Origin of the sequence: Parabacteroides sp. AF27-14 (genome assembly GCF_003635425.1) — a bacterium.
Classification (GTDB): Bacteria; Bacteroidota; Bacteroidia; order Bacteroidales; family Tannerellaceae; genus Parabacteroides; species Parabacteroides distasonis.
Genome location: NZ_QTLZ01000025.1, coordinates 19,362 through 45,888 on the forward strand (window position 1 = coordinate 19,362; position 26,527 = coordinate 45,888).

Annotated in this window: 22 protein-coding genes; 11 read left to right on the top strand and 11 right to left on the bottom strand. The window is 44.7% G+C overall.

Annotated elements, in window-relative coordinates; genetic code table 11:
• The first annotated feature begins 9 nt into the window (after positions 1 to 9).
• The 3 genes from DWY79_RS18985 to DWY79_RS18995 all read left to right on the top strand — a co-directional run bounded on the left by DWY79_RS18985 (position 10) and on the right by DWY79_RS18995 (position 1,949).
• On the top strand, positions 10 to 672 hold the full coding sequence (locus DWY79_RS18985) for an MgtC/SapB family protein (RefSeq protein ID WP_005855247.1): 663 nt from the start codon (positions 10 to 12) through the stop codon (positions 670 to 672).
• A gap of 63 nt (positions 673 to 735) precedes the next feature.
• Positions 736 to 1,377, top strand: coding sequence for a hypothetical protein (locus DWY79_RS18990; protein WP_005855249.1), 642 nt, complete (start codon positions 736 to 738; stop codon positions 1,375 to 1,377).
• Entirely contained in the window at positions 1,374 to 1,949 is a 576-nt protein-coding gene (locus DWY79_RS18995) for a uracil-DNA glycosylase family protein (RefSeq protein ID WP_122370067.1), read from the top strand. Before DWY79_RS18990 ends, DWY79_RS18995 begins: the two co-directional genes overlap by 4 nt.
• A 900-nt stretch (positions 1,950 to 2,849) precedes the next feature.
• On the opposite strand, the gene DWY79_RS22835 is transcribed toward DWY79_RS18995, so the two are convergent.
• The 7 genes from DWY79_RS22835 to DWY79_RS19035 all read right to left on the bottom strand — a co-directional run bounded on the left by DWY79_RS22835 (position 2,850) and on the right by DWY79_RS19035 (position 14,177).
• Complete coding sequence (locus tag DWY79_RS22835; protein ID WP_034532378.1) at positions 2,850 to 3,221, bottom strand: hypothetical protein; 372 nt, start codon at positions 3,219 to 3,221, stop codon at positions 2,850 to 2,852.
• A 12-nt stretch (positions 3,222 to 3,233) separates the two neighbouring features.
• A complete protein-coding gene (locus tag DWY79_RS19010) occupies positions 3,234 to 4,076 on the bottom strand; it encodes a hypothetical protein (protein WP_122370069.1) in 843 nt (280 codons plus the stop codon).
• A 39-nt stretch (positions 4,077 to 4,115) separates the two neighbouring features.
• Entirely contained in the window at positions 4,116 to 5,876 is a 1,761-nt protein-coding gene (locus tag DWY79_RS19015; protein ID WP_121961361.1) for a RagB/SusD family nutrient uptake outer membrane protein, read from the bottom strand.
• Positions 5,877 to 5,891: 15 nt separating this feature from the next.
• The gene (locus tag DWY79_RS19020) at positions 5,892 to 9,137 is read right to left on the bottom strand and encodes a TonB-dependent receptor (protein ID WP_122370071.1); all 3,246 of its coding nucleotides are present in this window, start codon (positions 9,135 to 9,137) and stop codon (positions 5,892 to 5,894) included.
• A 364-nt stretch (positions 9,138 to 9,501) separates the two neighbouring features.
• The gene (locus tag DWY79_RS19025; RefSeq protein ID WP_008780999.1) at positions 9,502 to 10,380 is read right to left on the bottom strand and encodes an AraC family transcriptional regulator; all 879 of its coding nucleotides are present in this window, start codon (positions 10,378 to 10,380) and stop codon (positions 9,502 to 9,504) included.
• Positions 10,381 to 10,414: 34 nt separating this feature from the next.
• The gene (locus DWY79_RS19030) at positions 10,415 to 12,613 is read right to left on the bottom strand and encodes an alpha-galactosidase (RefSeq protein WP_122370073.1); all 2,199 of its coding nucleotides are present in this window, start codon (positions 12,611 to 12,613) and stop codon (positions 10,415 to 10,417) included.
• Positions 12,614 to 12,683: 70 nt separating this feature from the next.
• Positions 12,684 to 14,177 carry an IMP dehydrogenase gene (locus tag DWY79_RS19035; RefSeq protein ID WP_005855263.1) on the bottom strand — a complete coding sequence of 498 codons (1,494 nt, stop codon included), beginning with the start codon at positions 14,175 to 14,177 and terminating at the stop codon, positions 12,684 to 12,686.
• Positions 14,178 to 14,337: 160 nt separating this feature from the next.
• On the opposite strand from DWY79_RS19035, the gene DWY79_RS19040 reads away from it, so the two are divergent.
• Complete coding sequence (locus DWY79_RS19040) at positions 14,338 to 15,051, top strand: pirin family protein (protein ID WP_122370075.1); 714 nt, start codon at positions 14,338 to 14,340, stop codon at positions 15,049 to 15,051.
• 75 nt (positions 15,052 to 15,126) lie between these two features.
• Here DWY79_RS19040 and DWY79_RS19045 read toward each other — a convergent pair whose 3' ends face one another.
• Positions 15,127 to 16,419: a M64 family metallopeptidase gene (locus tag DWY79_RS19045; protein ID WP_005865635.1), complete on the bottom strand. Its 1,293-nt coding sequence runs from the start codon at positions 16,417 to 16,419 to the stop codon at positions 15,127 to 15,129.
• Positions 16,420 to 16,528: 109 nt separating this feature from the next.
• On the opposite strand from DWY79_RS19045, the gene DWY79_RS19050 reads away from it, so the two are divergent.
• Positions 16,529 to 17,011 (top strand): pyridoxamine 5'-phosphate oxidase family protein, encoded by a 483-nt coding sequence (locus tag DWY79_RS19050; protein WP_005865637.1) that lies wholly within the window; start codon positions 16,529 to 16,531, stop codon positions 17,009 to 17,011.
• Positions 17,012 to 17,045: 34 nt separating this feature from the next.
• Here the strand turns inward: DWY79_RS19050 and DWY79_RS19055 are convergent, their stop codons facing one another.
• The gene (locus DWY79_RS19055) at positions 17,046 to 17,678 is read right to left on the bottom strand and encodes a peroxiredoxin (RefSeq protein ID WP_008774437.1); all 633 of its coding nucleotides are present in this window, start codon (positions 17,676 to 17,678) and stop codon (positions 17,046 to 17,048) included.
• Positions 17,679 to 17,850: 172 nt separating this feature from the next.
• On the opposite strand from DWY79_RS19055, the gene DWY79_RS19060 reads away from it, so the two are divergent.
• The 5 genes from DWY79_RS19060 (at position 17,851) to DWY79_RS19080 (ending at position 23,634) form a co-directional block, all read left to right on the top strand.
• Positions 17,851 to 19,719 (top strand): HAMP domain-containing sensor histidine kinase, encoded by a 1,869-nt coding sequence (locus tag DWY79_RS19060; protein WP_122370076.1) that lies wholly within the window; start codon positions 17,851 to 17,853, stop codon positions 19,717 to 19,719.
• Positions 19,720 to 19,889: 170 nt separating this feature from the next.
• A complete protein-coding gene (locus DWY79_RS19065; RefSeq protein WP_008781005.1) occupies positions 19,890 to 21,116 on the top strand; it encodes a glycine betaine/L-proline ABC transporter ATP-binding protein in 1,227 nt (408 codons plus the stop codon).
• Entirely contained in the window at positions 21,113 to 21,946 is an 834-nt protein-coding gene (locus tag DWY79_RS19070) for a proline/glycine betaine ABC transporter permease (RefSeq protein ID WP_005865644.1), read from the top strand. The genes DWY79_RS19065 and DWY79_RS19070 overlap by 4 nt, the downstream gene beginning before the upstream one ends.
• A 28-nt stretch (positions 21,947 to 21,974) precedes the next feature.
• Positions 21,975 to 22,868 (top strand): glycine betaine ABC transporter substrate-binding protein, encoded by an 894-nt coding sequence (locus DWY79_RS19075; protein ID WP_005855279.1) that lies wholly within the window; start codon positions 21,975 to 21,977, stop codon positions 22,866 to 22,868.
• Positions 22,855 to 23,634 carry a GDSL-type esterase/lipase family protein gene (locus DWY79_RS19080; protein WP_121962498.1) on the top strand — a complete coding sequence of 260 codons (780 nt, stop codon included), beginning with the start codon at positions 22,855 to 22,857 and terminating at the stop codon, positions 23,632 to 23,634. Before DWY79_RS19075 ends, DWY79_RS19080 begins: the two co-directional genes overlap by 14 nt.
• Before the next feature lie 82 nt (positions 23,635 to 23,716).
• Here the strand turns inward: DWY79_RS19080 and DWY79_RS19085 are convergent, their stop codons facing one another.
• A complete protein-coding gene (locus DWY79_RS19085; RefSeq protein WP_005865648.1) occupies positions 23,717 to 24,199 on the bottom strand; it encodes a ferritin in 483 nt (160 codons plus the stop codon).
• A gap of 87 nt (positions 24,200 to 24,286) precedes the next feature.
• Complete coding sequence (locus DWY79_RS19090) at positions 24,287 to 24,715, bottom strand: Hsp20/alpha crystallin family protein (RefSeq protein ID WP_005855288.1); 429 nt, start codon at positions 24,713 to 24,715, stop codon at positions 24,287 to 24,289.
• Between the two features lie 348 nt (positions 24,716 to 25,063).
• Here DWY79_RS19090 and DWY79_RS19095 point away from each other — a divergent pair, with 348 nt between their 5' ends.
• Positions 25,064 to 26,527, top strand: a complete 1,464-nt coding sequence (locus DWY79_RS19095) for a DUF4153 domain-containing protein (RefSeq protein WP_122370078.1) — start codon at positions 25,064 to 25,066, stop codon at positions 26,525 to 26,527.

Sequence of the window (26,527 nt, forward strand, 5' to 3'; positions counted from 1 at the left end):
TTGTTGATTATGATGTGGGATTTCATACTAAGACTTTTCGTGGCAGGTATTCTGGGCGCCGTTGTCGGGCTAGACCGTGAGTACCGTGCGAAGGAGGCGGGTTACCGGACTCACTTCCTTGTTTCGTTGGGTAGCGCGTTGATCATGGTTGTCTCCCAATATGGCTTCCAAGATGTCATCCTAGAGAATAGCGTAAGTCTCGATCCGAGCCGTGTGGCCGCCCAAGTGGTGAGTGGCATCGGTTTCATCGGGGCGGGTACGATCATCATCCAGAAACAATTCGTGCGGGGATTGACTACCGCCGCCGGCATCTGGGCGACCGCCGGTATCGGTCTGGCCGTCGGCTCAGGCATGTACGGGCTCGGTATCGCCGCCACTTTGTTGACGCTCGCCGGGCTGGAGCTGTTGAGCGTTATTTTTAAAAGCATCGGGATGCGAAGTTCCTTGGTGGTATTCTCTACCTCCGACAAGGAGGCGATCAACCGGATCGCCCGTGTTATCTACGAGAAAGGTTTCCTGCTGGTAAGCTATGACATGAAAAGACTGGGGCATCAGGAGAAGGACGAGTACGTCGTCAGCATCGTGTTGAAGGCCCGTAAAAACACGGAGGAAAGTCCACTGTTGCTATTGATGGAGCAATTTCCGGAGGTTACGGTGGAGAGAATTGAATAGTTATTCTGCATTGGCGGTAAGTTTTCGTATATTCGCGGCTCGAAACTATTTAATAATCGTACGATGAATTTTATTTCTAAGCTATTCAAGAAGAACGTATCTGAGGCGGAAGAGGCCGGCAAAGGTTCCGTGGAGGAGTTCGTATCTTTAATCCGTGTATATTATCAAGCCGTTATGGCCGTGAACTTGGGTATCACCAACTTGAACATGCTCGCCGATATGGCTTTGTTCAAACGCATGTTGAAGATACCGACCCAGAATAACAAATTGGGTGTCGCCGAGAAATCCCGTGTGCGCAAGGTGTTGATGGAGGATTACGGCCTAAGCGAGGCTTTCTTCAAGGAGATCGATAGCTCGGTGAAGAAGAACTGCAAGAACCAGAACGATATCAAGACGTATTTCTTCATGTTCCAAGGTTTCTGCAATGACTTGTTCAACTTGCTTGGTAATCTGATGCAGTGGAAGTTCCGCTTCTCCATGCTGGTGAAGAAGTTGCTGTATAATATGACGACGAAGACGGTTCACGATATCTTGACCAAGTCCGAGTGGAAGGATATCAGCGTGCAGAAGGCCGCGTGGAGCGTGCGTAAGTATGCCGAGAAACTAGGCTACTCCGAGCAATGGATCACGGACTTCGTGTATAACGTCGTGCTTCTGGCGAAAGAGGACCAGAAGAAGGAACTCAAAAAGAACAAGGAAGCATGACCACCGAGTTGCATCCGCTAGGTTTCTTCCTCCCGGAGAATACGAGATTGCTGATGCTGGGAAGTTTCCCGCCTCCAAGAGCTCGTTGGAGCATGGATTTTTATTACCCGAATATCCAGAATGATATGTGGCGCATCCTTGGCTTGATTTTCTATGGGAACAAGGATGCGTTCCTGCGAGACAAGAAGGCGTTCAGCGAGGAGAAGGCGAAGGCTTTCTGCCGGGAGAAGGGGATCGGGATCGGTGATACCGCCATGGAGGTGATCCGCTTGAAAGCGAACGCCTCCGATAAGTTCCTTGAGGTGGTACGGCCGATCGATCCGGAGAAGGTCTTGTCCCAGATACCGGAATGCGTGGCGATCGTGGTAACCGGGCAGAAAGCGATGGATACTCTCCTCTCCGTATTGCCCGGCACGGAGGAGCCGAAAGTGGGCTTCTCGTCGGAATTTTTTTGTATGGGAAGGACGATGAGGCTGTTCCGTATGCCCTCATCCTCCCGTGCCTATCCGAAACCGTTGGAGGAGAAGGCCGCTATTTACCGGAGGATGTTCGAGACGTTGGGGATGGTGTGAGGCAAGTCTGCCATACAGCATTCCTTGTTTACGCTCCACCTCTTCAATCCGATTATGGAGTTTAATGCACGAACTTATTTTCAGTAAGGTACAGTTGTAGCATCTTATCGCCGTAAGATGTATGATCTTACTGTTGTAGGATGTATGATATTACCGTTGTAAGATGTATCATCTTTCACGGATACTTGACATCTCCTTGTCTTGCGTCTTTTAGCAAAGTGACAGTTTGTAAATTTAAGTCCCGGAGAATCGATTCTTTCGGGCAAAGGTGCGGTATGCTCCCGAAAACGAAAGAAAAAAGCGACAATCGATTGGTTGATAGGGCAATGCTGGAAAACGGCCTTTTATTCTAGCGGGATTTATTCATCGTATTTCATGTTTTGAGGGCAGGAAGGGAAGAAAAACGGTGCTACAATAGGGTTATAACAGGGTAAGAATGCCCATTTGCGACGACTCATAACCCTATTCTTGACTACTTACGATGCCCAACGGCAGTATTGGCGTTGCCTAATACGACTAGTTATGCAGGCTTCCGGCACCTATTGTGTGTGGAAAACGCTGTATTTTAACAAAAAGGGGTGCTTATTGCTACTGCTTTCTCGCTATTTCGCTAGGTTTGGAAAATAGGTGTGTCAAGGTAAATGCTCTATGGAAATCAAAAAGATGGCCGGAGAGCGGTTTGGTTGACGGAAGGATATTTGCAGGGCGAGTACCGTGTAAGATAAAAAGAGAGGAGACGGAACGATAAACGCTCCGCCCCTCTTATATAACAAGAATGAATGAATTATTGGGATAATCTCATCATAAAATATTGCTAGTGAGATACATCTTCTTCATTTATCCGATCAGAGATACTCAATGTCACGGAGAACATTGAGTATCGTGATATTCATTTTTAGATCAATTATTTACGTAAAATCCAATATGCCCAGTTGCGCCGCTAAAAGTTATGACAGATCCTACTTGAACTGTAGATCCATTACAAGAGACTCTATATCCCTTATCTATGGAAACAACTTTATACTTTCCATGTTCAACAAAGTAAACCCATGGACCTCCACTATAAAAACCACTGGTGATAGTATATTCCATGAAATTTTGATCTTCAATAACCATTGATATATGGGCGTCCTGATTTTGAGCTGTAACGTACATTTTTGAATACCCTTCTCTTTCTGCGGCATAGGAAGGTGATGGACCATTTACGTCAGCATTGATATTAATAACAGTTGTTGTTAATAGTGCAAATAGAATGAATAATACTTTCTTCATGATATATTTTCTTTATTTTCTTGTTTTAAAATTCCAGAACCAAGCCTCTCCCCAATCACCTGCGCCGGGTTTCGGAGCCGCTAGTTTAAGATGCTCACCATCCGCTTCCAAGATGTGATATTCATATTGAGGAGCGAAGGTATCATCAGTGTCTCCCATTTTCACCAGTCCTAATAAAGGAATGGTTCCGGTGAACGTTAATGTACCTTGATCCCAACCTTCTTTGGCTACAGCGGATAAGTCCCATGCGATTGTTCCGGATTGACCGCGGCTGGTTTCTACTTTCTTGCCAGCCAAGGTAAAAGTCATCCAACCTTCTAACCCATCTTTGGCATATCCTTTCTCAGTACATTGTTGGTCGATGTCTGTGGCTTGAACTTGCCACCATTCCGGACCTGTGCTTTCCATATAAGCACCATTTCCCCAAAGGCCGTTGCTGGCATCTGTATCCCAAACCCAAGTTACAGAATTATACTCCGGTCCGAATAATCCTTCATAAATAGAAGGCACATCCACATACTCGGAGATCGTCACATCGTTAGAGAAAGAGGTGATGGAGCCGTCTTGGTTCATAACCCGGACGGTCAAGCTCGTGAGGGGAGGAGTGCCAATGATGGAACCCTCGGTTCCGGTGGCTAGGATGGCCCCGTCTTGATCCAATACCTGTACGGTCAGCGTGGGATTGGTGGAGAAGGTGAACTTGTTTTGTCCGACCGTCGTTTGCGTAAGCTCTACACGGGCTTGCAGATCCGTTTCTGTTATGCTCGCTGCTATGGAGCCTTCTTCCTCTATCGTAGGATCGCAGGCGGTGAGGAGCATCGCGAATAGCGGGATAGCTATACTATATTTCTTCATGATTTTCTAATTAAAAGTTTGACTTTGTTGAAATCGTTTTTACCAGCGGTTATATTGGCTGTCCGAGCCTTCCCAGCCGGCGTTCTGGGCAATGCTGCCGTTCGACATATCCACCTCGCTCTCCGGTATCTTGAAGAATCCGGCGGTAGCGTTATATCGGGTGGCGTAGCCACCTCCGTGAGCCTTGTTAGAGTCCTCTTGGCCATTGGTGTATATTTTCACGTTGGTCTGCTTTTCCAATGCGGCGGCGGCTATATGCCAGCGGCGGATATCGTTCCATCGAATGCTCTCGAATGCGAGTTCCCAACGGCGCTCGTTTTGCAGGGCTTGGAGCGAGTAGGACGAAATAGGGCTTAAGCCGGCTCTCTCGCGAACCCGGTTGATTCCATCCGTGTTCTCTTTCAACTCGGATTGCATTAGTAATACATCGGCGAAACGGATAAGCACAAGGTCGTGAATATTGTTTAGCTGTAAGTTCTCGGAATTCTGAGCCCAGCCATCGGTTCCGTACATCAGGTTCTCGAAACATACGGAGTAGGCGTCTCCATTCTTTGCGGCTACAGGGAGCCATTTCTTGGAGAGGTATCCAGTTTCTTGGATAAACTCACCACCTCCACCGAATGCCCATCCTTGCTCGGTCCAAGCGGCGCAATCCGAAACGGATGCGTCACGACGTTTGTCGTTAGGTTCGGAGCTTCTCCAGTCGTTCACGAGGTTCGGGGCGGCAGGTCCGGCTCCCCAGCCTTGCCCGAAGGGGAACGATTCGGCCACGCCTGCCATGCCACGTACGCCGAAGTGTAGGGCGAAATTATTCGCGTAACCAATGCTTGTGCTCCAGTCGGCTAATTTGTTGTATTTGATAGCGAACAATGTCTCAGGATTTACGGCATTGTCATCTTCCACCCATTTCAGGCCCTGTCCGGTGGTATAGTCGTAATCTTCTACCGTAAACCGGTTTGTATAGGCCCAAAGGTTGCGGAAGTCCGACGTGACCAGTGAGTATCCCGAATTGTTAACGCAATCGTCGATGTAGCCGATCACTTGGTCTTTTGTCAGTGTGGAGCCGTCGGGCAAAGCCACGGAAGTCAACGGTGAGTAAGTGGTACTGGTCAGTGCGGCCAAGTCTTCTCCATTGCAATACATACCCGTATAGAACAACCAAGCACGGCCAAGCATGGCTTCGGCGGTGTATTTATCGACATGTCCGTCCGTCTTTCGAGTGTTGGGCATGATCTCGGCGGCATCACGTAGGTCTTGCAGGATTTGTCCCCATAGCTCAGCTGCGGTTGGTTGGCTTGGCTCTACGGATTGCGAGGTGATTGTCAGAGGGACGCGTCCGTACATGGAGGCCAGCTCGTAGTAATAGAAAGCGCGAAGGAATTTCGCTTCTCCCTCGATCTGGTTCTTGTCGGATTCTGCCAATTCGATATTTCCGATACCATCCAGCAAGGAGTTCGCACGGTTGATGCCTTGGTAACGGTCTTTCCAGAATTGTTGGGTCATGTCTTGCTTGGAGTTCATCAACATGTCCAGAGATTGCATGTGCAAGTCGTTCGGACCTCCACCCCCTAGGCAATCATCGCTGGCCAACATGGCGGCGTAAAGGAAAGAGCACTCAGGTGTGGCGGACACTTGGTTCAAGTTCTGATAGATACCGGCTAACGCTTGTGTGGCATCCTCGGTCGTAGCGGGAAAGTTCTCGCTACTTTTTGTTACGTAATCCTCGGCATCCAGCGTACAAGAGGTGATTCCCCCCATGATCGAGGCCGCGATACCGATTAAATATATTGTTTTTTTCATCTTGATAATCAATTATTAGAATTTGACATTAACTCCTACCATATAGGTTCTCGCTTGGGGGTAGTTACCTACATCCACGCCCGTTACCCAGCTCTCTTTATCGTTGAGAGCGGTTCCGCACTCTGGATCCATTCCTTTATAACCTGTGAAGGTAAAGAGGTTTTGGGCGGAGACATACAAGCGAAGCTGCTGGAATTTGCAACTTTTCCATAGACGTTTGATGTCATAGCCTAAGGTTACGTTTTGGATACGGAAATAGTCTGCGTCGTCCACGTAAATATCGGAAATGTTGATATGGTTCACGGTGTTACCGGGCAACAGGATCGGGTATCGGTTGGATGTTCCCTCGCCATGCCAGTAATTGTAGACGTTGCTGCTATAGTTATCGAACTGTCCGTTACCAAACTTACGATACGTGTGGGCAACCTGCATGCCGAACGCTCCGTAAGTGGAGATGTTCAAGTCAAAGCCTTTCCAGCTAAAATCTAGATTCAAGCCCATCGTGAGGTCTGGATGAGGATTACCGATCTCCGTCTTATCGCTGTCGTTGATCACGCCATCGCCATTGACATCGACAAATTTTAAGTCGCCCGGGGCTATCGAGGTGCCTTGCAGGGAGTTAGAGGCATCCCCACCGCAATTCTGGTCAAGATAGGCCTGTATATCCGCTTGATTTTGCATCACGCCATCGGTCTTATAGCCCCAGAAGTAACCGATAGGATGTCCTTCTTCCATACGGGCCATATAGGTGGTTCCCTCGGACAGAAGAGCGTTACCTCCATTTACGTAATGAGTACCGTTATTAACTTCTGTTACCTCATTCTTGTTATGCGCGAGGTTCAAGCCGATGCCATAGCTAAAGTCTGAGCCTACCTCATCCCTCCAATTTAAGGCAAGCTCGATACCCGTGTTCTTAACTGTACCGGCATTTGCGACCATGGAAGAGAAACCGTTGATTGAAGATACGGGTACGTCGATCAGCAAATCTTTTGTTTTCTTACTATACCAATCGAAGTTTGCGTTTAACCGGCCGTTTAAGAAGCGTGCGTCTAAACCTACGTTCGTCTGCTCCGATGTTTCCCATGTAATCTCGTTATTGGGTAACAAAGAGGGGTAAGCGCCTTGGGTTCCTCCGTTTTTATTATTATTGAAGGAATAAAGTCCTAAATCACCGAACGCGTATGTGGAGGCGTATTTGTACGCTCCAATATTCTCGTTACCATTTTGTCCCCAACTGGCGCGAACCTTCAAGAAATCCATCCAGTTTTTCGTGTTTTCCATCCAGCTCTCGTTACTCATCACCCAACCTGCGGAGAATGAGGGGAAGTAACCCCAGCGATGACCGCTGGAGAAATTGGAGGAACCATCGGCACGGACAATCGCGCTAAACATATAAGTTTCCTTGAGGTCGTAGTTGATACGGCCGAAATAGGATAGGATGGAGTGATCATCCACGGGATATCCTCCCACTATACCAGCGGTACGACCGGAGAAGTTGTTGAAGTAAGCATGCGAGAAATCTCCGAAGATGCTGGTCGTGGCGTGTCCTTCGATGGTTTCCGACATATTATTACCTTCTCTGGAATACTCTGTACCGACCAATACGTCGAAATGATTCTCCTTTACGTCGAAAGCATAGCTCAATGTATGTGTCATACCCCAATTCCAACCGATGGTCATATTCTCGTCCAGATAATCATCCGTATTCTGGTCGTTGTTATTATTTTTATAGATGCCGTTGTATGCTTTGTAGAGGCTGGAGTTCTGTTTGTAATAGACTTGGCCTTTATACTTCAAATCCTTTAACGGCTGTATCTCTATATAACCGATGGCGCTAAGATTGTGGTTCCGGCTTTTATTATTGCCACTGGTGGTATTTAGCAAGGTGTTCATCGGGTTATTGATGTATTGGTTGAGCCCGAGTAAACCCATTGCTCCGGATCCTTGCGCGATTAGGTCGTCGTAGTCGAATAACTCTCCTTGGCTATTGTATAATGGAACCAATGGATTGGCTCCCATCATGCTATAGATGCTGTTGGAGTATTGGTTACCGATTTGGATACCTTGGTTGGATGTGTGTTGGTAATATACGTTCTCACCGAATTTTATGATATCCAGATCCTTGTTTTTCCAAAGGATATGCTCGGAATTTAAACGAATGGTGAAGCGGCTGTAGTCGGATTTAACCGGACCACCGAAAATACCGTCTTGATACTGATAACCTACGCCAGTAGAGAACTTGGAGAGCTCTGAACCTCCGGTCACGTTCACGGAGTGAGATGTGGTTATCGCGTTCTTGTTGCGAAGTAACTCCAGCCAGTTCGTACCCGGGTTGGAACCGTTTTGATAGGATTCCAGTAAATCTGCGTCTAGGTATTGTGACCAATTGAAGGGCGATACGCCGGCGTTGAAGTTGATCTGGTCTTGAACGGCCATGTATTCTTTGGCGGTAAGCATATCCGGCATCTTTACTACATTCTGCCAACCGATGTTGCCGTCATAGGATACTTGCACTTTTCCTTCTTTACCTTGTTTTGTGGTAACCAAGATAACACCATTCGCCGCGCGGGCACCATAGATGGCGGAGGAAGCGGCATCCTTTAATACGTCGATACGCTCGATATCGGCAGGGTTCAAGGAATTGATATCGCCACCGGCCACACCATCAATAACATAGATAGGAGCCGTATCTCCATTCGTACCGGCACCACGGATGTTTACTTTAAATCCGTCACCCGGCTGACCGGAAGAAGCCACGATATTGACACCCGGGCTTTGATTCTGTAATGCGCTTAGTGGGCTGATCGTATTACGTTTAGCGACTTCATCGCCTTTTACCTCTACGGTCGCACCTGTCACCAACTTTTTCTTTTGTACACCATAACCTACTACCACTACCTCGTCCAAACTCTGTGAGTCCTCTTTCAAGGTGATCTGTAAGTCGGATGTTTGGGCGGTTACGGGAATCTCTTGGGTCATATAACCGATGTAGGAGATCTCTATGATAGAGCCGGGGACGGCCTCTAAGCTGAACTTACCATCCAAATCGGTTATCACTCCGTTTGTCGTTCCCTTTACGATAACATTGGCACCGATGACTTCCATTCCTGTTGCGTCTTTCACGGTACCAGTGATTCTTTTTGTTTGTTGCATGACTTCCATCGAAGTACTAGGGGCGGCTAACATTTGTGGTATGCCACCTAGCTGGAAGGCCATACATGCGCCTAAAAACAGCGTCGTTTTCTTAATTGTTGAATTCATTATTTTTTACATTAAATCATATAAGGCTAAACTAAAATTCATTTACTCAATAGGGTCATTAGCGGTTAACTGCTAAAAACATTAGATTCTCGGTCCTTCCTCATAGGCAATTGTTTTTTGTTGTTAATATGTATTGTTAATTTCTGTCGCAAAATTACGTCGGATCCCAAGTGCGTTCAAATACTATTTTATCCAAGAATAATACTTTTTTGCCGGAGTGTATTTTTAACACATCGATGGGGTAGCCGTAGGCATGAAAGCCTTTGTGACTGGTCGCAAAGATAGATGTGTGAAGGAAAAGAGAAGGGGGGATTTTGTATACAAATAGGGGGGGATATGTATTTATCCCTGTTAAAAAGGTCTCTTATACAATGATTTTTGTCTTTTTGTAGTTATCCCGGAACTCTTTGGGAGAGCAGTTTTTCTTTTTCTTAAAGATACGGTTGAAGTTCGAGAGGTTATTGAAGCCGCAGTCATAACAAATCTCCGCGATGGATCGTTGCGTGTCCACCAACATGCGGGCGGCGTAACCGATACGGATATCGGTGATATAGTCGGAGAGGGTCTTCCCTGTCCTCAACTTGAAGAAACGGCTGAAAGCGGAAGGGGCCATACCTACGAGTTCAGCCAGTAGGTTCAGGCGGATATCCTGTTGGTATCGCTCGTTGATGTAATTTTGTACTTTTTGGATACGACGACTCTCGGAATGTATATCTGTTATTTTAGCGAACGAGGAACTAGCCAATACTTTGTAGTCCTCCTCGATGGAAAGCTCATACAAGATGGTCAAGAAGTTGATGACCGCATAAAAACTTTGCTCCTCGGAAACCAGCTTTTCCAGTAAATGGTAAACCTTCAAGATGGAAGACATAGGGAAACTGATGCCGCATTGAGCTTTCTCCAACATTTTCCGGATACTGTTGAATTGGTTTTTCTCCAATATATTATTCCCGAAGAGATTGGGAGAGAACTGGATCGTGATCTCATGGATCAGAGGCGATTTACATGCGTTCTGCTCCCAGACATGTTCCAGTTCTTTCCCGGTTATCAATACTAACTCGTATTCTCCGATCACTTCCGCGGAATCACCGACCACACGCCTTACCCCCGGAGCGTGCTCAATGAAATTGAGCTCGTACTCCAAGTGGCAATGGATCGGATAGGTAAATTCTGTCTTACGTCGGTCTACGATGTAGAAGCAATCCTTTTCCGATAGTGGGGTTATTTCGTGGATAATGTCCATGTTTAGCTGACTGTTGATAGTTGACAATTGACAGTTAATGAACCTCGGTCAGCTCTATGACCTTGCTACGGGCATGAGCCGTAGAGAACACGTTCATTCCTATTTTCATCAAGAAATCTCCGCTGAAGGTACCTCCGTCGGTAACCAAGGTCGATTTCTGGCCCGGTATGAGGTTTATCTCTTGTACCTTATATTTCTTATTCGGGTCCAATCCTTGTAGCTTTACGGGGAAAGTCTTTTCTCCGAAGCGAGGGTGGATATCATAAGCGAATAGGACGGATTTGCTTTTTGCCTTATCCACGTACATCACGGATGAATGGTTGGTCTCGTAGGGGGAAACAAGACGGTAGAGATCGCCGTCGAGGATTGTGCCCTTTAGACGTTTGTAGTTGGCAACCGCTTCTTGGCAATATTTCATCTCGTCTTCGTTCATTTCCTTCAAGCTGATATCGAAGCCCATCTTACACATCATGGCCACGTCGGTACGGAACTTGATGGAGGTATTCTTGTTCCAGCTAGTCACGTGGGCGCACATTGCCTTTGCCGGGAAGAACTGGGAGAATCCCCATTGGATATACAAACGCTCGATCGGATCGGTGTTGTCGCTGCACCAGAATTCCGTGAAGTATTTCAATGCCTCGTAATCACAGCGGGCTCCACCACCGGAACAAAGCATGATTGGTAGGTGAGGGTATTTTTCGGCTACCCGTTTGAATACGTTATAGACTCCTCGTACATGATCGATATATAATTGATTCTGTTTCTCCTTGAGGTAAGGAGAATAGACATTGGTAATCGGGCTGTTGCAATCCCATTTGAAGAAAGCCAGATCCGGATTCTCGATCATGATATTATCCACTACGCTGAATACGTAATCCTGTACTTTCGGGTTACTTAAGTCCAAGACAAGTTGATTGCGGTAGTAATAAGTCTCACGATTCGGTAGATGGATCGCCCAATCCGGGTGTTTCTCGAAAAGTTCGCTCTTGGGGTTTACCATCTCCGGCTCGATCCAGATACCGAATTTCACGCCGGCATCTTTAGCGGTCTGCACCAGATGAGGAATGCCGTTCGGCAACTTATCATGGGTAACCTCCCAATCTCCCAATCCGGCCTTATCGTTTTGACGAGGGTATTTATTAGCGAACCAACCATCATCCAGCAAAAACATATCTACACCTAGATGCTTGGCTTCTTTCATTAGTTCCTCCAATTTCTTCTCGTTGAAATTGAAACCGGTCGATTCCCAGTTGTTCAGTAGGGTAAGGCGATCGCCTTTACCATCCTTGATCTGGTAATTACGTGCCCAATCATGGATATCACGACTGGCTTTTCCGGTTCCTTGGTTACTCAACGTAAAGATAAACTCAGGGGTGACGAACCATTCGTTCGGCTTCAATTCATAGGCGGACGCATAGGGATTGATGCCGGAGATGACACGAAGGTTACCGGCGTTGTCCACCTCGAACGTAAAGCGGTAGTTTCCAGTCCAACCGATCGTTCCCATTAAAACATCTCCTGTATTCTCGCTGGCCGGGGCACCTAACCCAATCTCAAAAAACGGGTAAGCGTGCATGGCGGCACGGGAGCCTAGTTTCGTATCGATAATCTTTTTCCCGAATTTCAAGTCTTGGCTGCTCATCTGTACTTCCTTGGCCCAGTCACCGCTAAACTCGGTCAATACATAGCGAGGACTCTCGAAATAAAGCATATTGGAAGCGTATTGGGTAATCGTGACCGGTTTTTTCTCCATATGACGAATCTCGGTCCAAGCCTTGATGACGTTTTCTTTAGCGAAAGTTACATAATGCAATTTAGCCTCCACTGGGTATACGTCATCTTTCAGGGAGATGATTGTCTCCGTAACGTTATTGTCTAGTTTCTTGGATTCGCTGGAAACATACTTGAATATACTGGTCATGTTCCCGTCGTTGTGCTGGATGGCGAAAGCCGGTTCGAAATAATCCTCCGCTCCTGAACAAGGATACACTTCCCATCCACGGGTTGATACGCTGCCATCCGTTCCGGCTTGGATATTCCATGAGAGGTTCTCAAATTCGGATTCGTTTACTAATTTATTTCCCAGATAAGTTTGGTAGAGCCGTCCGTTGGGGGCTACTTGTAAAATCAAGTCCGTCTCGTTGGTCGAGATTAAGATCATCTTTTGATCGGCGGCTTTTACGAATGGCAAACAAAAACACAAAAGGATAACTGTAAGTAATAGATTTTTCATGGTAAATTATTTGAATGTGTAAATAGTAGAGACGTAGCGTGCCACGCCTCTACTAGAATACATATTGTAATTAATTCTGCTCTTTCAGGATCACGTCGTGAGCGCCACCCTCAACGATACTTGTAGAGGAGACAAGCGTGATCTTGGCATGCTGCTGCAACTCTTGGATAGAGATGGAACCGCAGCTACACATCGTAGCGATCATCTTACCCAATGTTACGTTTAAATTATCTTTCAATTTTCCGGCATACGGTACATAGCTGTCCACGCCTTCCTCGAATTTCAAGGACTCGTTTCCACCCATGTCATAGCGCTGCCAGTTCTTCGCACGGTTAGATCCCTCACCCCAATACTCCTTCACGAAGTTGTTTCCGATTTTCATCTTCTTCGTAGGAGACTCGTCGAAGCGGGCGAAATAACGGCCCATCATCAGGAAGTCGGCACCCATAGCCAACGCTAATACCATATGGTAATCGTGTACCAAGCCACCATCGCTACAGATAGGGATATAAACGCCGTGTCTCTTGAAATACTCGTCACGAGCTTTCGCTACGTCGATCAAGGCGGTAGCCTGTCCGCGACCGATACCTTTCTGCTCACGGGTGATACAGATGGAACCACCACCGATACCTACCTTGATGAAATCCGCTCCGGCGTCAGCCAAGTAGTTGAAACCATCTTGGTCAACCACGTTTCCGGCACCAACCAGTACCTTGTCTCCGTAGGTATCCTTGATCCAGTGCAAGGTCTCGTACTGCCATTCGGAATAGCCGTCGGAAGAGTCGATACACAATACGTCAACGCCAGCCTCTACCAATGCCGGAACACGTTCCTTATAGTCGCGGGTGTTGATACCGGCACCTACTAATAATTTCTTATCTCCGCCGGATAACTCTTTCGGATTCTCACGGTGGCTATCGTAGTCCTTGCGGAATACGAAGTATTGAAGCTTCTGATCCTTGTCGATGATTGGCAATGTATTCAACTTATGATCCCAGATAATCTGGTTCGCCTCTTTCAAGGTCATGCCTAGCTCGCCAACGATTAGTTTAGCGAACGGGGTCATGAAATCTTTCACCTTCATGTCGATCGGGTCTTTGCCTTCACGGTAATCGCGACTGGTTACCATACCTAGCAATTTGCCGTTAGGCGTACCGTCATCTGTTACACCAATCGTAGAATGTTCTGTCCGGCGGACTAGCTCAAGCACGTCGGCCAAGGTATTCTCGGGCGTAAGGTTAGAGTCGCTGATAACGAATCCGGCCTTGAATTTCTTTACTTTGCGAACCATATCCGCTTGGCTCTCGATCGGTTGCGAGCCGAAGATGAAGGAAAGTCCTCCGTTGCGAGCCAACTCGATTGCCAGTTTAGGGCCGGAAACCGATTGCATGATCGCGGAAACGAAAGGAATATTTAATTCAATAGCGGATTTCTCGCCAGACTTGAATTTCACAAGCGGCGTTTTCAATGAAACGTTTGCGGGAATACATTCTTTGGTGGTTAAACCGGGAATAAGTAAATACTCACCAAATGTTCTCGATACATCGTTTAAGTAGATTGCCATAAGATTTTATATTTACAGGATGAGTTTTTTTAATTGCGCAAAAGTAGCGATTTCTGTTCATATATGAATCACATGTTTACATGAAATGTTCGAAATATGCGTCACGCAACATTTATAGTTATGGATTTGTTATTAATGTAGATTTAAAAAGGAGGAAAATATGAGAGTTGTAGTTGATAAGGCTCAATCCAGAGGGTATGCGAATCACGGTTGGTTGAAAACACATCACACGTTTAGTTTTGCTAATTATTACAATCCGGAAAGGGTTCATTTCGGGATGCTACGTGTATTGAATGATGATTCCGTGGCGCCGGGTGAGGGATTCGATATGCATCCACATAAGAATATGGAGGTTATCTCCATCCCGTTAAAGGGATATTTACGCCATGGGGATAGCATAAAGAATAGCGAGGTGATTACGCCGGGAGATATTCAGGTGATGAGCGCCGGTACCGGTATCGTGCATAGTGAGTTCAACGACAGCGGTAATGAACAATTGGAGTTCTTGCAAATATGGGTATTTCCCCGTGAGGAGAATACCAAGCCTCATTATGCCAGTTATGACGTGCGTCCGGTTACTTCGGAAAAGAATAAGTTGTCCTTGATCATCGCTCCGGATGGTAGCGCTCCTGCGTCGATCAACCAAGACGCTTGGTTCTCTTTAGGAAACCTAGATGCCGGTCAAGTAAAGGAGTATAAGCTACATAGTGAAAATAATGGGGTTTATTTATTCGTGATCGACGGAGAGGTGGAGGTAAGTAATACGATCCTGTCTAAGCGTGACGGGGCCGGATTCTGGGAAACCAATAGCATTACGATAGAAGTCTTGAAGCACGCTAAAGTTCTTTTGATAGAAGTTCCGATGATGAAATAAATGTTGATAGGTTAGTGCTGGCGGGTATCTTAATAGTTGATGTAACAAAGCTATTAGGGTACCCGCTCTTTCCTTTTAATGTTTTATCGGTTTATCCGTGAAGTAATCGATCATCTGTAAGATCGCCCGGCTACAAGCTGGACAGAATGGAGCGTAATCACGCATCATACAGTGATCCATCGGGCGATAAATGCCTTTAGCGATGTAACCGCCTCCCTCGAATACGCCTGCCTTATCCTTATGGGCGTCATCTAATGGGGTAGGTATCGGTGTATTAGTCGGTAGAAGATCTTTCCATTTAGCATCGAAGTTAACCAAGGTCGTGATGTTCGGTTCCCAAGGCTCGTACTTCAAATTATAAAAATCTTGATAAGCGACCTCGGAACTGAAGTATTCATCGGCTAGGCCGGCGAAACTATGTCCGAACTCGTGAACGAATACGACTGGGGTACGTGGGTTATCGGCGGTTCCCATGGCATAAAAATTATACATACCGCCACCACCGTAAGCGTCCGTGTTTACCAAGATGAAGATTGCGTCGCAAGGAGCGTTCCATACGGCGTCACGTATAGACTTCATATCCGGGGTGGTTAAATAGCGATCTACCCCAAACGTATAATAACCGGAATTCAATGCGGTATTCTTGAATATACCTTTACCGGATACATCTGTTCCCGATTCTTCCGAAACGGCATCTACCGCCCAGACATTGAAATCTTCCCGGCGAGTGTCATAAGGCGGGGTCTTAAACAATGCCTCCGTAAAACGTTTGGCATCAGCTACAAATTTCTCTTGCTCGTCCGCCGTATAACCTTCCGCTAAGAATACGAGGTCTACTTTCCCGGAGGAATCCCCGTTATATTGGATTTTTGTGATCCGGTTTTCCTTGAGTTTCCCCCGGTCAATAAAAATACTGGCCGGATCAATCTCTTGTTTCAATAAAGGATGGAACTGCATGTCGGCCTTGTCTCTTGCCGTAATCTCAATGATGACAGGAGCTTTCGGATAGGGGATAGAGATGCTATTTGTCCAAGATTGTGTCTCGGTCTTCGCTTGCTCCGTACTTCTCCATTCTTCGAATAACGTATTGAATCCTCGTGAGTAGATCAACTCTTTACCGGCTTTATCATATACATTAATATAATACCCTCCATAACCAAACGGATCGATCAAGTTTTTGACCGGCCCCGCCCAGACAGGTTCTTCCCGGAGTTGTTGTATGGCGGCGGCTTGGAAATCCCAATTTCCACTCAATGCGAAATCAATCCGGAGACTTTTCTTCGTGAAGTGTTTTTCAAAATTAGTTTGTGCCAGACAAGTGAAACTGTAAAGAATGGCGAATAATAATAAGGTTATTCTTGCTCTCATAGATCTATAATATTTATCATGTGTCAACTTTATGACGCAAATGTATATTATTTTTTTTTAGATTTGCCACGATTAGTGTATTATACTCGTTTATAAATAAATTAGACCTATGTTTAGAGAGATCAGACGAAAAGACCGGATTTTGGATAATGAGTTGGCAATTCGTTTATTGGAGGAGGCGGAATATGGTTTTTTGGCCATGTCGGGGATAAATGGGTATGGGTATGGAATCCCGATCAATTATGTAAAGGAAGGGGATTCTATTTATTTCCATTGCGCTCCGGAAGGGTATAAGCTGGAATGTCTACGAGAAAACCCGAAAGTGAGTTTCACGGTAGTTGGCGCTACACAAATCGTTCCGGGAAAATTCACGACAGGTTACGAGAGCACTATCGCTTTTGGAGAGATGCATTTGGATTTGCCGGAAGAAGAGCGTCGGTATGCCTTGCGGCTACTCGTGAATAAATATTCATCGGCGTTTAAGGAGATCGGCGAAAAGTATATTGAGAAATCTTTTTACCGGACTAATATCTTACGTCTAGATATCTCGCATATCTCGGGAAAGTGTAAACGATTGTCTCAATTAGTATAAAAAAAGGGGGCCTAACCCCCTTTCCTGCAATATATCAATGATGGCTTAAATAATTAGAGACTCCTGCGTTTGTCGCTTTCATGGCGTCTTTTCCTTTGGACCAATTTGCCGGGCAAACCTCGCCATATTCTTCGAAGTGCTGTAAGGCGTCGACCATACGGAGAGCCTCGTCTACGTTACGGCCTAATGGTAAATCGTTGATTACATAATGACGGATCAAGCCCTCTTTGTCAATCAGGAACAGACCCCGGTAAGCGACCGGATTTCCTCTGGAGATAAGTTCTCCACTTTCGTTCGTAATATAATCAGCGGCCAATACGCCAAAGTTTTCAGAGATGGTTTTGGAAAAATCGGATACGAGTGGATAAGTCACCCCATGGATACCTCCTTTATTCTTATCTTGGTTTAACCATGCGAAATGAGAAAATTGAGAATCGACGGAGCAACCAACCACCGCTACGTTACGTCTTTCGAATTCCTGTAACTTTTGTTGGAAGGCATGTAATTCTGTCGGGCAAACGAATGTAAAGTCCATCGGATAGAAAAACATGACTACATACTTCTTGCCTACATATTGTTCCAAAGAGAAATCCTCGATGATCTCATTGCCATTCACTACTGCCGGAGCGTGGAATTCCGGTGCCTTTTTACCTATTAATGCTTTCATATTATAATTAATTTGTTTGTTAAGTAACAAGCGTAAGTGAAGGTTTGTTGTTGCTTTTTAGTAAAGAGACTGATTTTCTTGTGAAATAGACCTAAAGTTTATGCTTTAAAATTTCTCTGATTTTCAAAGATTTTATTTCTTTGTAACTTATTGATGTTAATAAAGAAAGTATATGGAGGTTTCCGAGGTAAAACAGCGTTTGCTGACAGATTTTTTTACATATTATCCCATGGGAGGTGCTCTGTATGATAAAAACGGTGCGCTAATTGATATAAATAAGTCCTTAAACGAGAAATTTCCTTTTACGAATGAAGCGGACTTCTTATTAAATAATCTTTTTCGTACAGATTTGTTGACCGATCTTCAAAAACAATATCTGCGTGGGGGAAGCGTGGTTTCCGGTTCTTTGCCTGTACCGTATTCTATCATCCCCTCAATGAATGAGAATAGAGAGATTCTTGGATATACCTTATTATTAACGGGTAATCCGGCGGTCGGGCAGGAGGCAGCCGGTTATGACCGGGAATTGAAGGAATTGACGGACATGTCGCAAAAGATGGCGGAAGCGGTTCCTGATACGATCCTTTTGGTAAACAAGCAATTGATCGTAGAGCGGATTATCGCTTATGCTGTGGAGACTTGTATAACGCCGGAGTCGATCAATCGGCGTATCGATGATCTTCCGGGTTTCATTTATCCGGATGAGACTAAGCGTCGTGTGGCCACGATCGTGCAAAGTTGCTTGAATAAGTCGGAGATCATGAATTTAGATTTATCGATTCCGGGACATAACGCTCCGGTCGTTTATTTTAAACTACGGTTGGTACCTGCACATGACCGGTATGTGATTATTTATATACGGAATGTATCGGAGCTCGTTGAGCAGGAGAAAGCGAATGAGGCGTTAAGCAGTAAGTTGTCCGAAAGTCGGATGATGATGGAGCTTGCTTTGCAGAATAGCAAGATTACGACTTATTCTTTTAATTTCAGCCGGTTTAAGTCTTGCGATAAAGTACATTGTAACCGTTGTTTCCAGTTTTATGGCACGACCAATAGTTTATTGAAACGTAATCAGTTCATCTGTCAGGCTTTGCCGCAACTTCGTCACCCGGACGATTCTGGCGACTTTTTCTATCTATTCAATACGATCCGTACGAATAAATTGGATGAATATAAAATAGATTTTCGTCTAAAGAACGATGATAACACCTATCGGATCTATGAGGTGATCGGTAAGACGCATGAAAAGGATGAAAATGGTTTCCCGAATTTGATTGTTGGCTGTATGATCGATGATCAAGAACGATTGGAGTTTGAGGAAGACTTGATCTTAGCCAAGGAAAAAGCGGAGGAGGCGGATATGCTTAAGTCGACTTTCTTAGCGAATATGACCCATGAGATCCGTACACCGTTGAACGCTATTGTCGGTTTCTCTGATTTGTTAGGAGTGGAGGAGGATTCGGAATTGCGCCAAAATTATATTAGTTTAATCAAGATGAACAATGATTTACTTTTAAGTATAGTAAATGATGTTTTGGATATTTCCAGAATCGAGTCTGATATGATGACGTTTACTTATATGGATGTTTATTTACCTTCCTTTATGAAAGATCTATATAACTCCATACAATTACGTAGACCGGAAGGGGTGGAAATGACCTTGGATGCATGTCCCGATATCATATTTAATATAGATCGAAATCGATTATGGCAAATCTGCATGAATTTATTGACGAATGCGGTTAAGCATACTAAAAAAGGTCGTATTTGGTTTGGGTATACGCTTGAGGCTGAGGAGAAAATGATTAAGTTTTATGTTTCGGATACAGGTTGTGGCATTCCCAAGGATGAATTGGATAATATCTTTGCTCGGTTCGTGCAATTAAGCGATTTTGAGCAAGGAGTCGGATTGGGATTAGCAATTTGTAAAGGTCTGGTATTAAAAATGGGCGGTAATATTTCAGTGATGTCCGAAGAAGGATTTGGTTCTACATTTATTTTCACTTTACCTATGAAAAGACCCAATAGTTGGAAAAACTAGTGAACAATACTCTTTGAAATTCGGTTGTCTATATAAGAGATGATTTAGGTTGTAGTCAATTTCCATAATAAGCATTAACTTATATATGCTTTTGGTTTATGTTTTGCCATAAGAAATTCTGGACTTATGGCCTAATCTTTTTGTATCATACCAGTAATCAAGGATTTTATATGACGAAAATAGAAATAAAGAATTTATCTATTCTTTTCGGCCCGGAGAAAATGCGTGCGAAAAGAATGCTAGTAGCGGGAAAAAGTAAACAAAACATTTTGAAAGAAACGGGTTGCACGGTAGCTGTACGTAATGCGAACCTAAAGATTGAGGAAGGGGAGTTATTTGTGATAATGGGACTTTCCGGAAGTGGAAAATCTACGCTGTTACGTTGTATTAACCGATTGAACGAGCCCTCTTTGGGAGAAGTCTTTATCAACGGAAAAAACATAACGACTTCCTCGGATAAAGAATTATTGGATATACGGCGTAAGGAAATGGCTATGGTTTTCCAGCATTTTGGATTGCTGCCCCATCGCACGGTATTGAGTAATATCGCTTTTGGCTTGGAGTTACAAGGGGTTCCTAAAAAAGAAAGAGACCAGAAAGCTGTGGAAAGTGTAGCCCTAGTAGGGTTAAAAGGATACGAGAACCAGAAGGTTAGCGAGTTGTCTGGAGGTATGCAGCAACGTGTCGGATTGGCCCGTGCGATCGCAAATGATCCCGAGGTGCTCTTGATGGATGAGGCTTTTTCTGCCTTAGACCCATTGATCCGTGTACAGATGCAGGATGAGCTATTGAAACTACAAGAGAAGATGCAAAAAACGATCATCTTTATTACGCATGATCTTGACGAGGCGATTAAGTTGGGGGATCGTATCGCCATTATGAAAGACGGGGAGGTCGTGCAAGTAGGTACCCCTGAGGAGATCTTGACAGATCCGGCCAATCATTATGTCTCTAGATTTACGGAAAATGTAGATCGTGGACGTATCGTTACAGCCTCATCGATAATGATAACCCAGCCGGTTGTCGCTCGTATCCGTAAAGATGGCCCGGAGACCGTGTTGAGGAAAATGAAAGAGAAAAACTTATATGTATTGCCGGTTGTGGATGGAAATAGGCAATTTCTGGGCGAGGTTCGTTTGAAAGATGTCTTGGCTCTTCGGAAAGCGGGGAATCATGATCTCTCGTCGATTGTGATGAAAGAGGTTCCTTCGGTTCTGGAAAACACGACGGTTGAGGATATGCTTCCTTTGTTACCGGAGATCCGGCAGGCCTTACCGGTCGTTAATGAGGCCAACCAATTGGCTGGCTTGGTTTCTACTTCATCGATTATAATCGAGATGACGGGGAAGGATAAAGAGGAAATAGATCAAATTGTTCAAAATGCGATAGAATTATGATAAATATAGGAAAATATATAGAGATTGCCATTAATTGGCTGACTGAGCATTTCGCTCGTTTTTTTGATGTGATAAATGATGGGGTCGGAGGATTTATCGATGCTTTTCAAGATGGGCTGACTTGGATTCCGTTTTATGTGATGATTTTGGGCTTGGCATTGTTGGCTTGGTTCAAGGCAGGAAAAGGAGTCGGCGTGTTCACGGCATTGGGTCTATTGTTAATTTACGGAATGGGTTTCTGGGTGGAAACGATGCAGACTTTGGCCTTGGTACTGTCTTCTACCATCATCGCCTTGATGATCGGAGTTCCGTTAGGAATTTGGACCGCACGCAGTGATCGGGCGGATAAGATCATCCATCCGGTCTTGGATTTGATGCAAACGATGCCGGCTTTCGTCTACTTGATACCAGCCGTTTTGTTTTTTGGTTTGGGACCGGTACCCGGCGCTTTCGCAACGGTGATTTTCGCCATGCCTCCGGTTGTACGGCTGACCGATCTGGGAATCCGTCAAGTCCCGGCCGATATTGTGGAGGCTACCCGCTCATTTGGCGCTACTTCCTCTCAGTTGCTTTATAAGGTGCAATTGCCATTGGCTTTACCTACGATCATGACGGGAGTGAATCAAACGATCATGCTTTCACTTTCTATGGTAGTTATAGCGGCCATGATCTCGGCAGGAGGATTGGGTGAGATTGTCTTGCGAGGAATTACCCAAATGAAAATAGGTTTAGGTTTCGAAGGAGGTATAGCGGTCGTTATCTTGGCTATTATCTTGGACCGTATTACGCAGGGCTGGGCGAAAGGTAAAGTGAATAAACAAAAGAAATAAGAAACATAGAAAAGAAAGAAATAGATATATGAGACGATTTACGATTATTATTGGATGCTGTATGCTTTTGGTGACCTTACAATTTATTTTCAGTTGTGTGGATAGCAAGGATCGAAAGAAAATATCGATAGCGTACGCTAATTGGGCGGAGGGCATTGCTATGACCAACTTAGCCAAAGTGATATTAGAGGATCAAGGATATCGGGTAACATTAAAAAATGCGGATATCGCCCCGATCTTTACTTCTGTCGCTTCGGGAAAAGCGGATGTGTTCATGGATGCATGGTTACCGGTGACCCATGCGGATTATATGGAACAATACGGGGACCGGCTTGAGACACTCGGAACGGTTTATGAGCATGCGAAATTGGGCTTGGTAGTTCCGGAGTACGTTACCATTCGTTCCATCGAGGATTTGAATGCCCATAAAGATCAATTTAAAGGTGAGATTATAGGGATCGATGCCGGCGCCGGTTTGATGAACTCGGCGGATAAGGCGGTTCAAGATTATTCTTTGGATTTTGATTTGAAATCTTCCAGTGGGGCTACGATGGTTGCTTTCTTGAAGAAATCGATTGATGCGAACGAATGGATCGTGGTTACCGGATGGACCCCTCATTGGATGTTCTCACGTTATCCGTTAAAATTCTTGGAAGACCCGAAAGAGGAATTTGGAGACTCGGAGCATATCGAGGTTATCGCTACGAAAGGATTCTCTGAGAAAGATCCATATGCAGCCTCTTTTTTCAAGAACTTTAAGTTAACCGATGAACAACTGAGCGAATTGATGTATTATATGGAAGACGGGACACGTACGGAATCGCGATCAGCCCGTGCTTGGCTTGAAAAACATCCCGAGATAATCAAATTATTCTTACCTTCGCAGGAGAATCAATTGAATGGGAGCCATGAGACAAATTAAGGGAGTCATATGTATTTTAATAAGTATCGTTATGTGTTGGTCTGCTTCAGCCGCAAACAATAAACGTTATGTGAATATCGTATTTATCGGGAATAGTATCACGTTTGGCGCCGGGTTACCGAAACCTGTCCATGATGCGCCTCCTGTAAAGGCTGCGTTGTTTTTAAGCAAGTGCCCGGAAGTGGCTTCGGTCAAGTATTCCAATAGAGGACAGAGCGGCTGTACTACCGTTGATTATTTGCCGGATACGAATACGCTCTTCCCGTGGGCCGTACGTGCTGCCGATAAATTTAAGGATGAGACTTGGGCGGATTTGGTGTTCTCTATTATGCTGGGGACGAACGATAGCGCGATAGAAGGCACGAACGGCTGCCCGGTAGCGCCCGAGCGGTATTATGAGAACATGAAGACAATTATCAATCGCTTATTAGCTTTATACCCGAATTGCCGTATTGTGGTACATCGTCCTTTATGGTATAGCCCGAATACGTATAATGGAGCTAAATATTTGGAAGAAGGCTTGCGAAGGCTCCAAGATTATTATCCGCAAATACAACGATTAGTCGATTATTATGCGTCTCATTTTCCCGGACAAGTCTTTCTGGGAGATACGAAAGGATTTGATTACTTTAAGGAAAAACATTTAACGGATTTCCAAGCGGAGAAGGGCAACGCCGGAGTGTTCTATCTTCATCCGAATGAGAAAGGAGCGGTCCGGTTAGGCGAATTGTGGAGTGAGGCGATTCGTCAGGCTTTAGGGCTTTGACCTCTATAAAAAAGCCATGCCATCCCAAGAAGACGACATGGCTTTTTAGGCCCATTTATAGGCATGACAAGCAGGTATTCGTTTATCTTTTTCCTAATCGATGATCCATTAATACGGCATGATGTTCTCCGTATAATTTAAGTTTCTCGACAATATTTTTCGCTGTAGCCTCTTCCTCTACCTGCTCTCGGACGAAGCCCCATAGGAAATCTTGTGTCGCCTTGTCTTTCTCTTCGGAAGCGATATCGACAATCTTGTCGATTGATCCGGATACATGCACCTCATGCTCGTAGATATGCTGGAAAATCTCCAACGGCTCTCCCCATGCTGTAGGAACGGAATTAACTACTCCGATCGTCACTTGTCCGCCACGCTTGATTGAGTAATCGATCATTTTATAGGCATGTTCAAGTTCCTCTTGCGATTGTTTTAACGTCCAATGCGCGAAACCATCCAGCCCTATCTGAGTGAAATGTACCGACATGGATAAATATAGGTTGGATGACCACATCTCCATGTTGATTTGCTCGTTGAGAGCATCTGATAATTTTCTGCTTAAAATCATAATGGCTTATTCTATTTTATGTTGTTTATAAATAGAACAAGCCATTATCGGTTTTGTTGAGTTTTTACGAAGGAAAGTGTATCGAGGTTATTTGATCTCGATTACTTTCTCGGCCATTTTAGCCTCTTCCTCAGTTCTTTTCGGTATGCTGATACTCAAGACGCCGTTCTCAACCTTCGCCTCAATCTTGTCTTTCTCTACATTGTCAGGCAAAACCATGGTTTGTTGGAACTTGCTATAAGAGAATTCGCGTCTCAGATAGCGTCCGTCTTTCTTATCCTCATTCTTTTCTTCTTTTTTCTCCATAGATACGACCAAGTTGTTGTTCTCATCGATCTTGATGTTGAAATCATTCTTCGTCATACCGGGAGCGGCTACCTCAACTCGATAATCCTTATCGGATTCTATCACGTTGATGGCTGGAGCTGTAGAGTTTGCTTTTATCATCCAGTCGTTGTCAAATAAATCATTGAATACATACGGTAACCAATTTTGACTTCTTCTCATCGGTGTCATAATACAGTCCTCCAATTATTAGTTAAACATTCTATTTACTATTCTTATTTCTGAACTCGTCCTTTTTAATCTCGAATTCGCTATAGATACTTCAAATGGCATGCCAATCTGATAATGTGTGTGTTAATGCGGATAAAAGAGATTGAATAAGGTTTAACCCACGCATGGGGAACTTATGATTCGGGGGATGCGGGTGCAGGGAATAATATCTTTTAGAAACTGGAATAAAATACAATGAAACGGAAATCTGTAATATTGGCATAATATACGTTATTTTGGCACGATAGAATGACGGGTTGGATAATAACTTTTATCTTTAGACGTTTTTAATAGTAAATCGGTTCGTATATGAGAAAAAAGATAGAGCTGTTTGGACTGCGAATGAAAGCTGCGGTACAGAGCCATCCGGTAGAGGTGTCGCTTTCGGTTTTGGTCTGTGCGATGGGATGTTATGATTATGAAAGCGAGGGTAGTTTTTTCGACATGGTACTACAGTATATGCCAGTTGTTTTCTTGTTTGTTTATACCTTGAACAGGTGTTGCGCGAGGATGAGGAGACGTTTGTTGTATTATTTCTCGGCGTTGTTATGGATTCCTTTTTTAATGATGCCGGTAGAGCGATCTTTCTCTTCTACGCATCTGGTTTCGTTGATCATTGTGATACTCGTTTATTTGGGAAGTGGATGGATGAAAGATAACAAGCGCTTTGTGGAAAATACGCTTTTCTTTGTCCGGTCGCTTTTATATGCGGGCGGGCTTTCGGTGGTTATTTATCTGTTATCCGGATCGATCTATAAGTCAATCCAATATATTTTCGAGATCTGGCAAGATGAGGCAGAAAGAATAATCGCTTATACGGCCTTTGTCGTTTTTAGCATCATTTTCCCACTATTGTTCTTGATGTTTAATGAACGAAGGGAGCGATCTTGGCTTCCTTTCAAGAGCAAGCTATTTGATGTTTTGCTAAACTATGTGCTTTCTCCGGCATTGCTTATTTATGCGGTGATCTTGTATCTGTATTTTATTAAGATCGCTGTCCTGTGGTCATTGCCTAAGGGAGCGGTTGCTTCTATAGTGGTAAGTTTTACTGCCGCTGCGTTTATATTAAAAGGATGTCAGGTATTTCTTACCCGGAGGTATTACGATTGGTTTTATGATCATGCCAGCCTTGCCGTGTTTCCGGCGTTGGTGATGTTTTGGATAGGCACGCTTTATCGGATTCGTGAGTATGGGTTTACCGAACCAAGGGTTTATTTAGTTGTCGTGGGGTTGATATTGACCGGGGCTGCCGTTTTATTTTCCGTCAAACGTTGGGCATCTTATTTATACGTAGCCTGTTGGGCGATCCTTTTGCTGGCGAGCGTAACTTATATCCCGGGGATGACGGCCAAAAATATTGAACATATCTCCCAAATGTCTCGAAAAGATGATCCGATAAAGAAGTCTTGGGAGGTGGAGTATATTCATATTTCCTCGGATAAGCCGGTTGATATCCGGGGATATAATACAATGGCGAGCTTACGGAGTTATAAAATGAGCGATGCTGCTCGGTTAGTGGCGGAGAATGATACGATTGCGGTTTTCGATGAAGAGGATGTCTTGGTCTATCAAAAATCCTATGATGGTTTTTTGGACGGGCAATTGCGGAAAGTCGGGCTTTCGCGGCTGGCTCCTATCCCAGAGTCCGTCTATCCCGATCTTCTCCGGATCGATCTGGATTCATCCGCCATTATTTTGGAGGCGATAGACTTGCGGAGAGATTCCGCCAATCATATTAACTATATCATAGGATCATGTTATCTAAAACAGTAA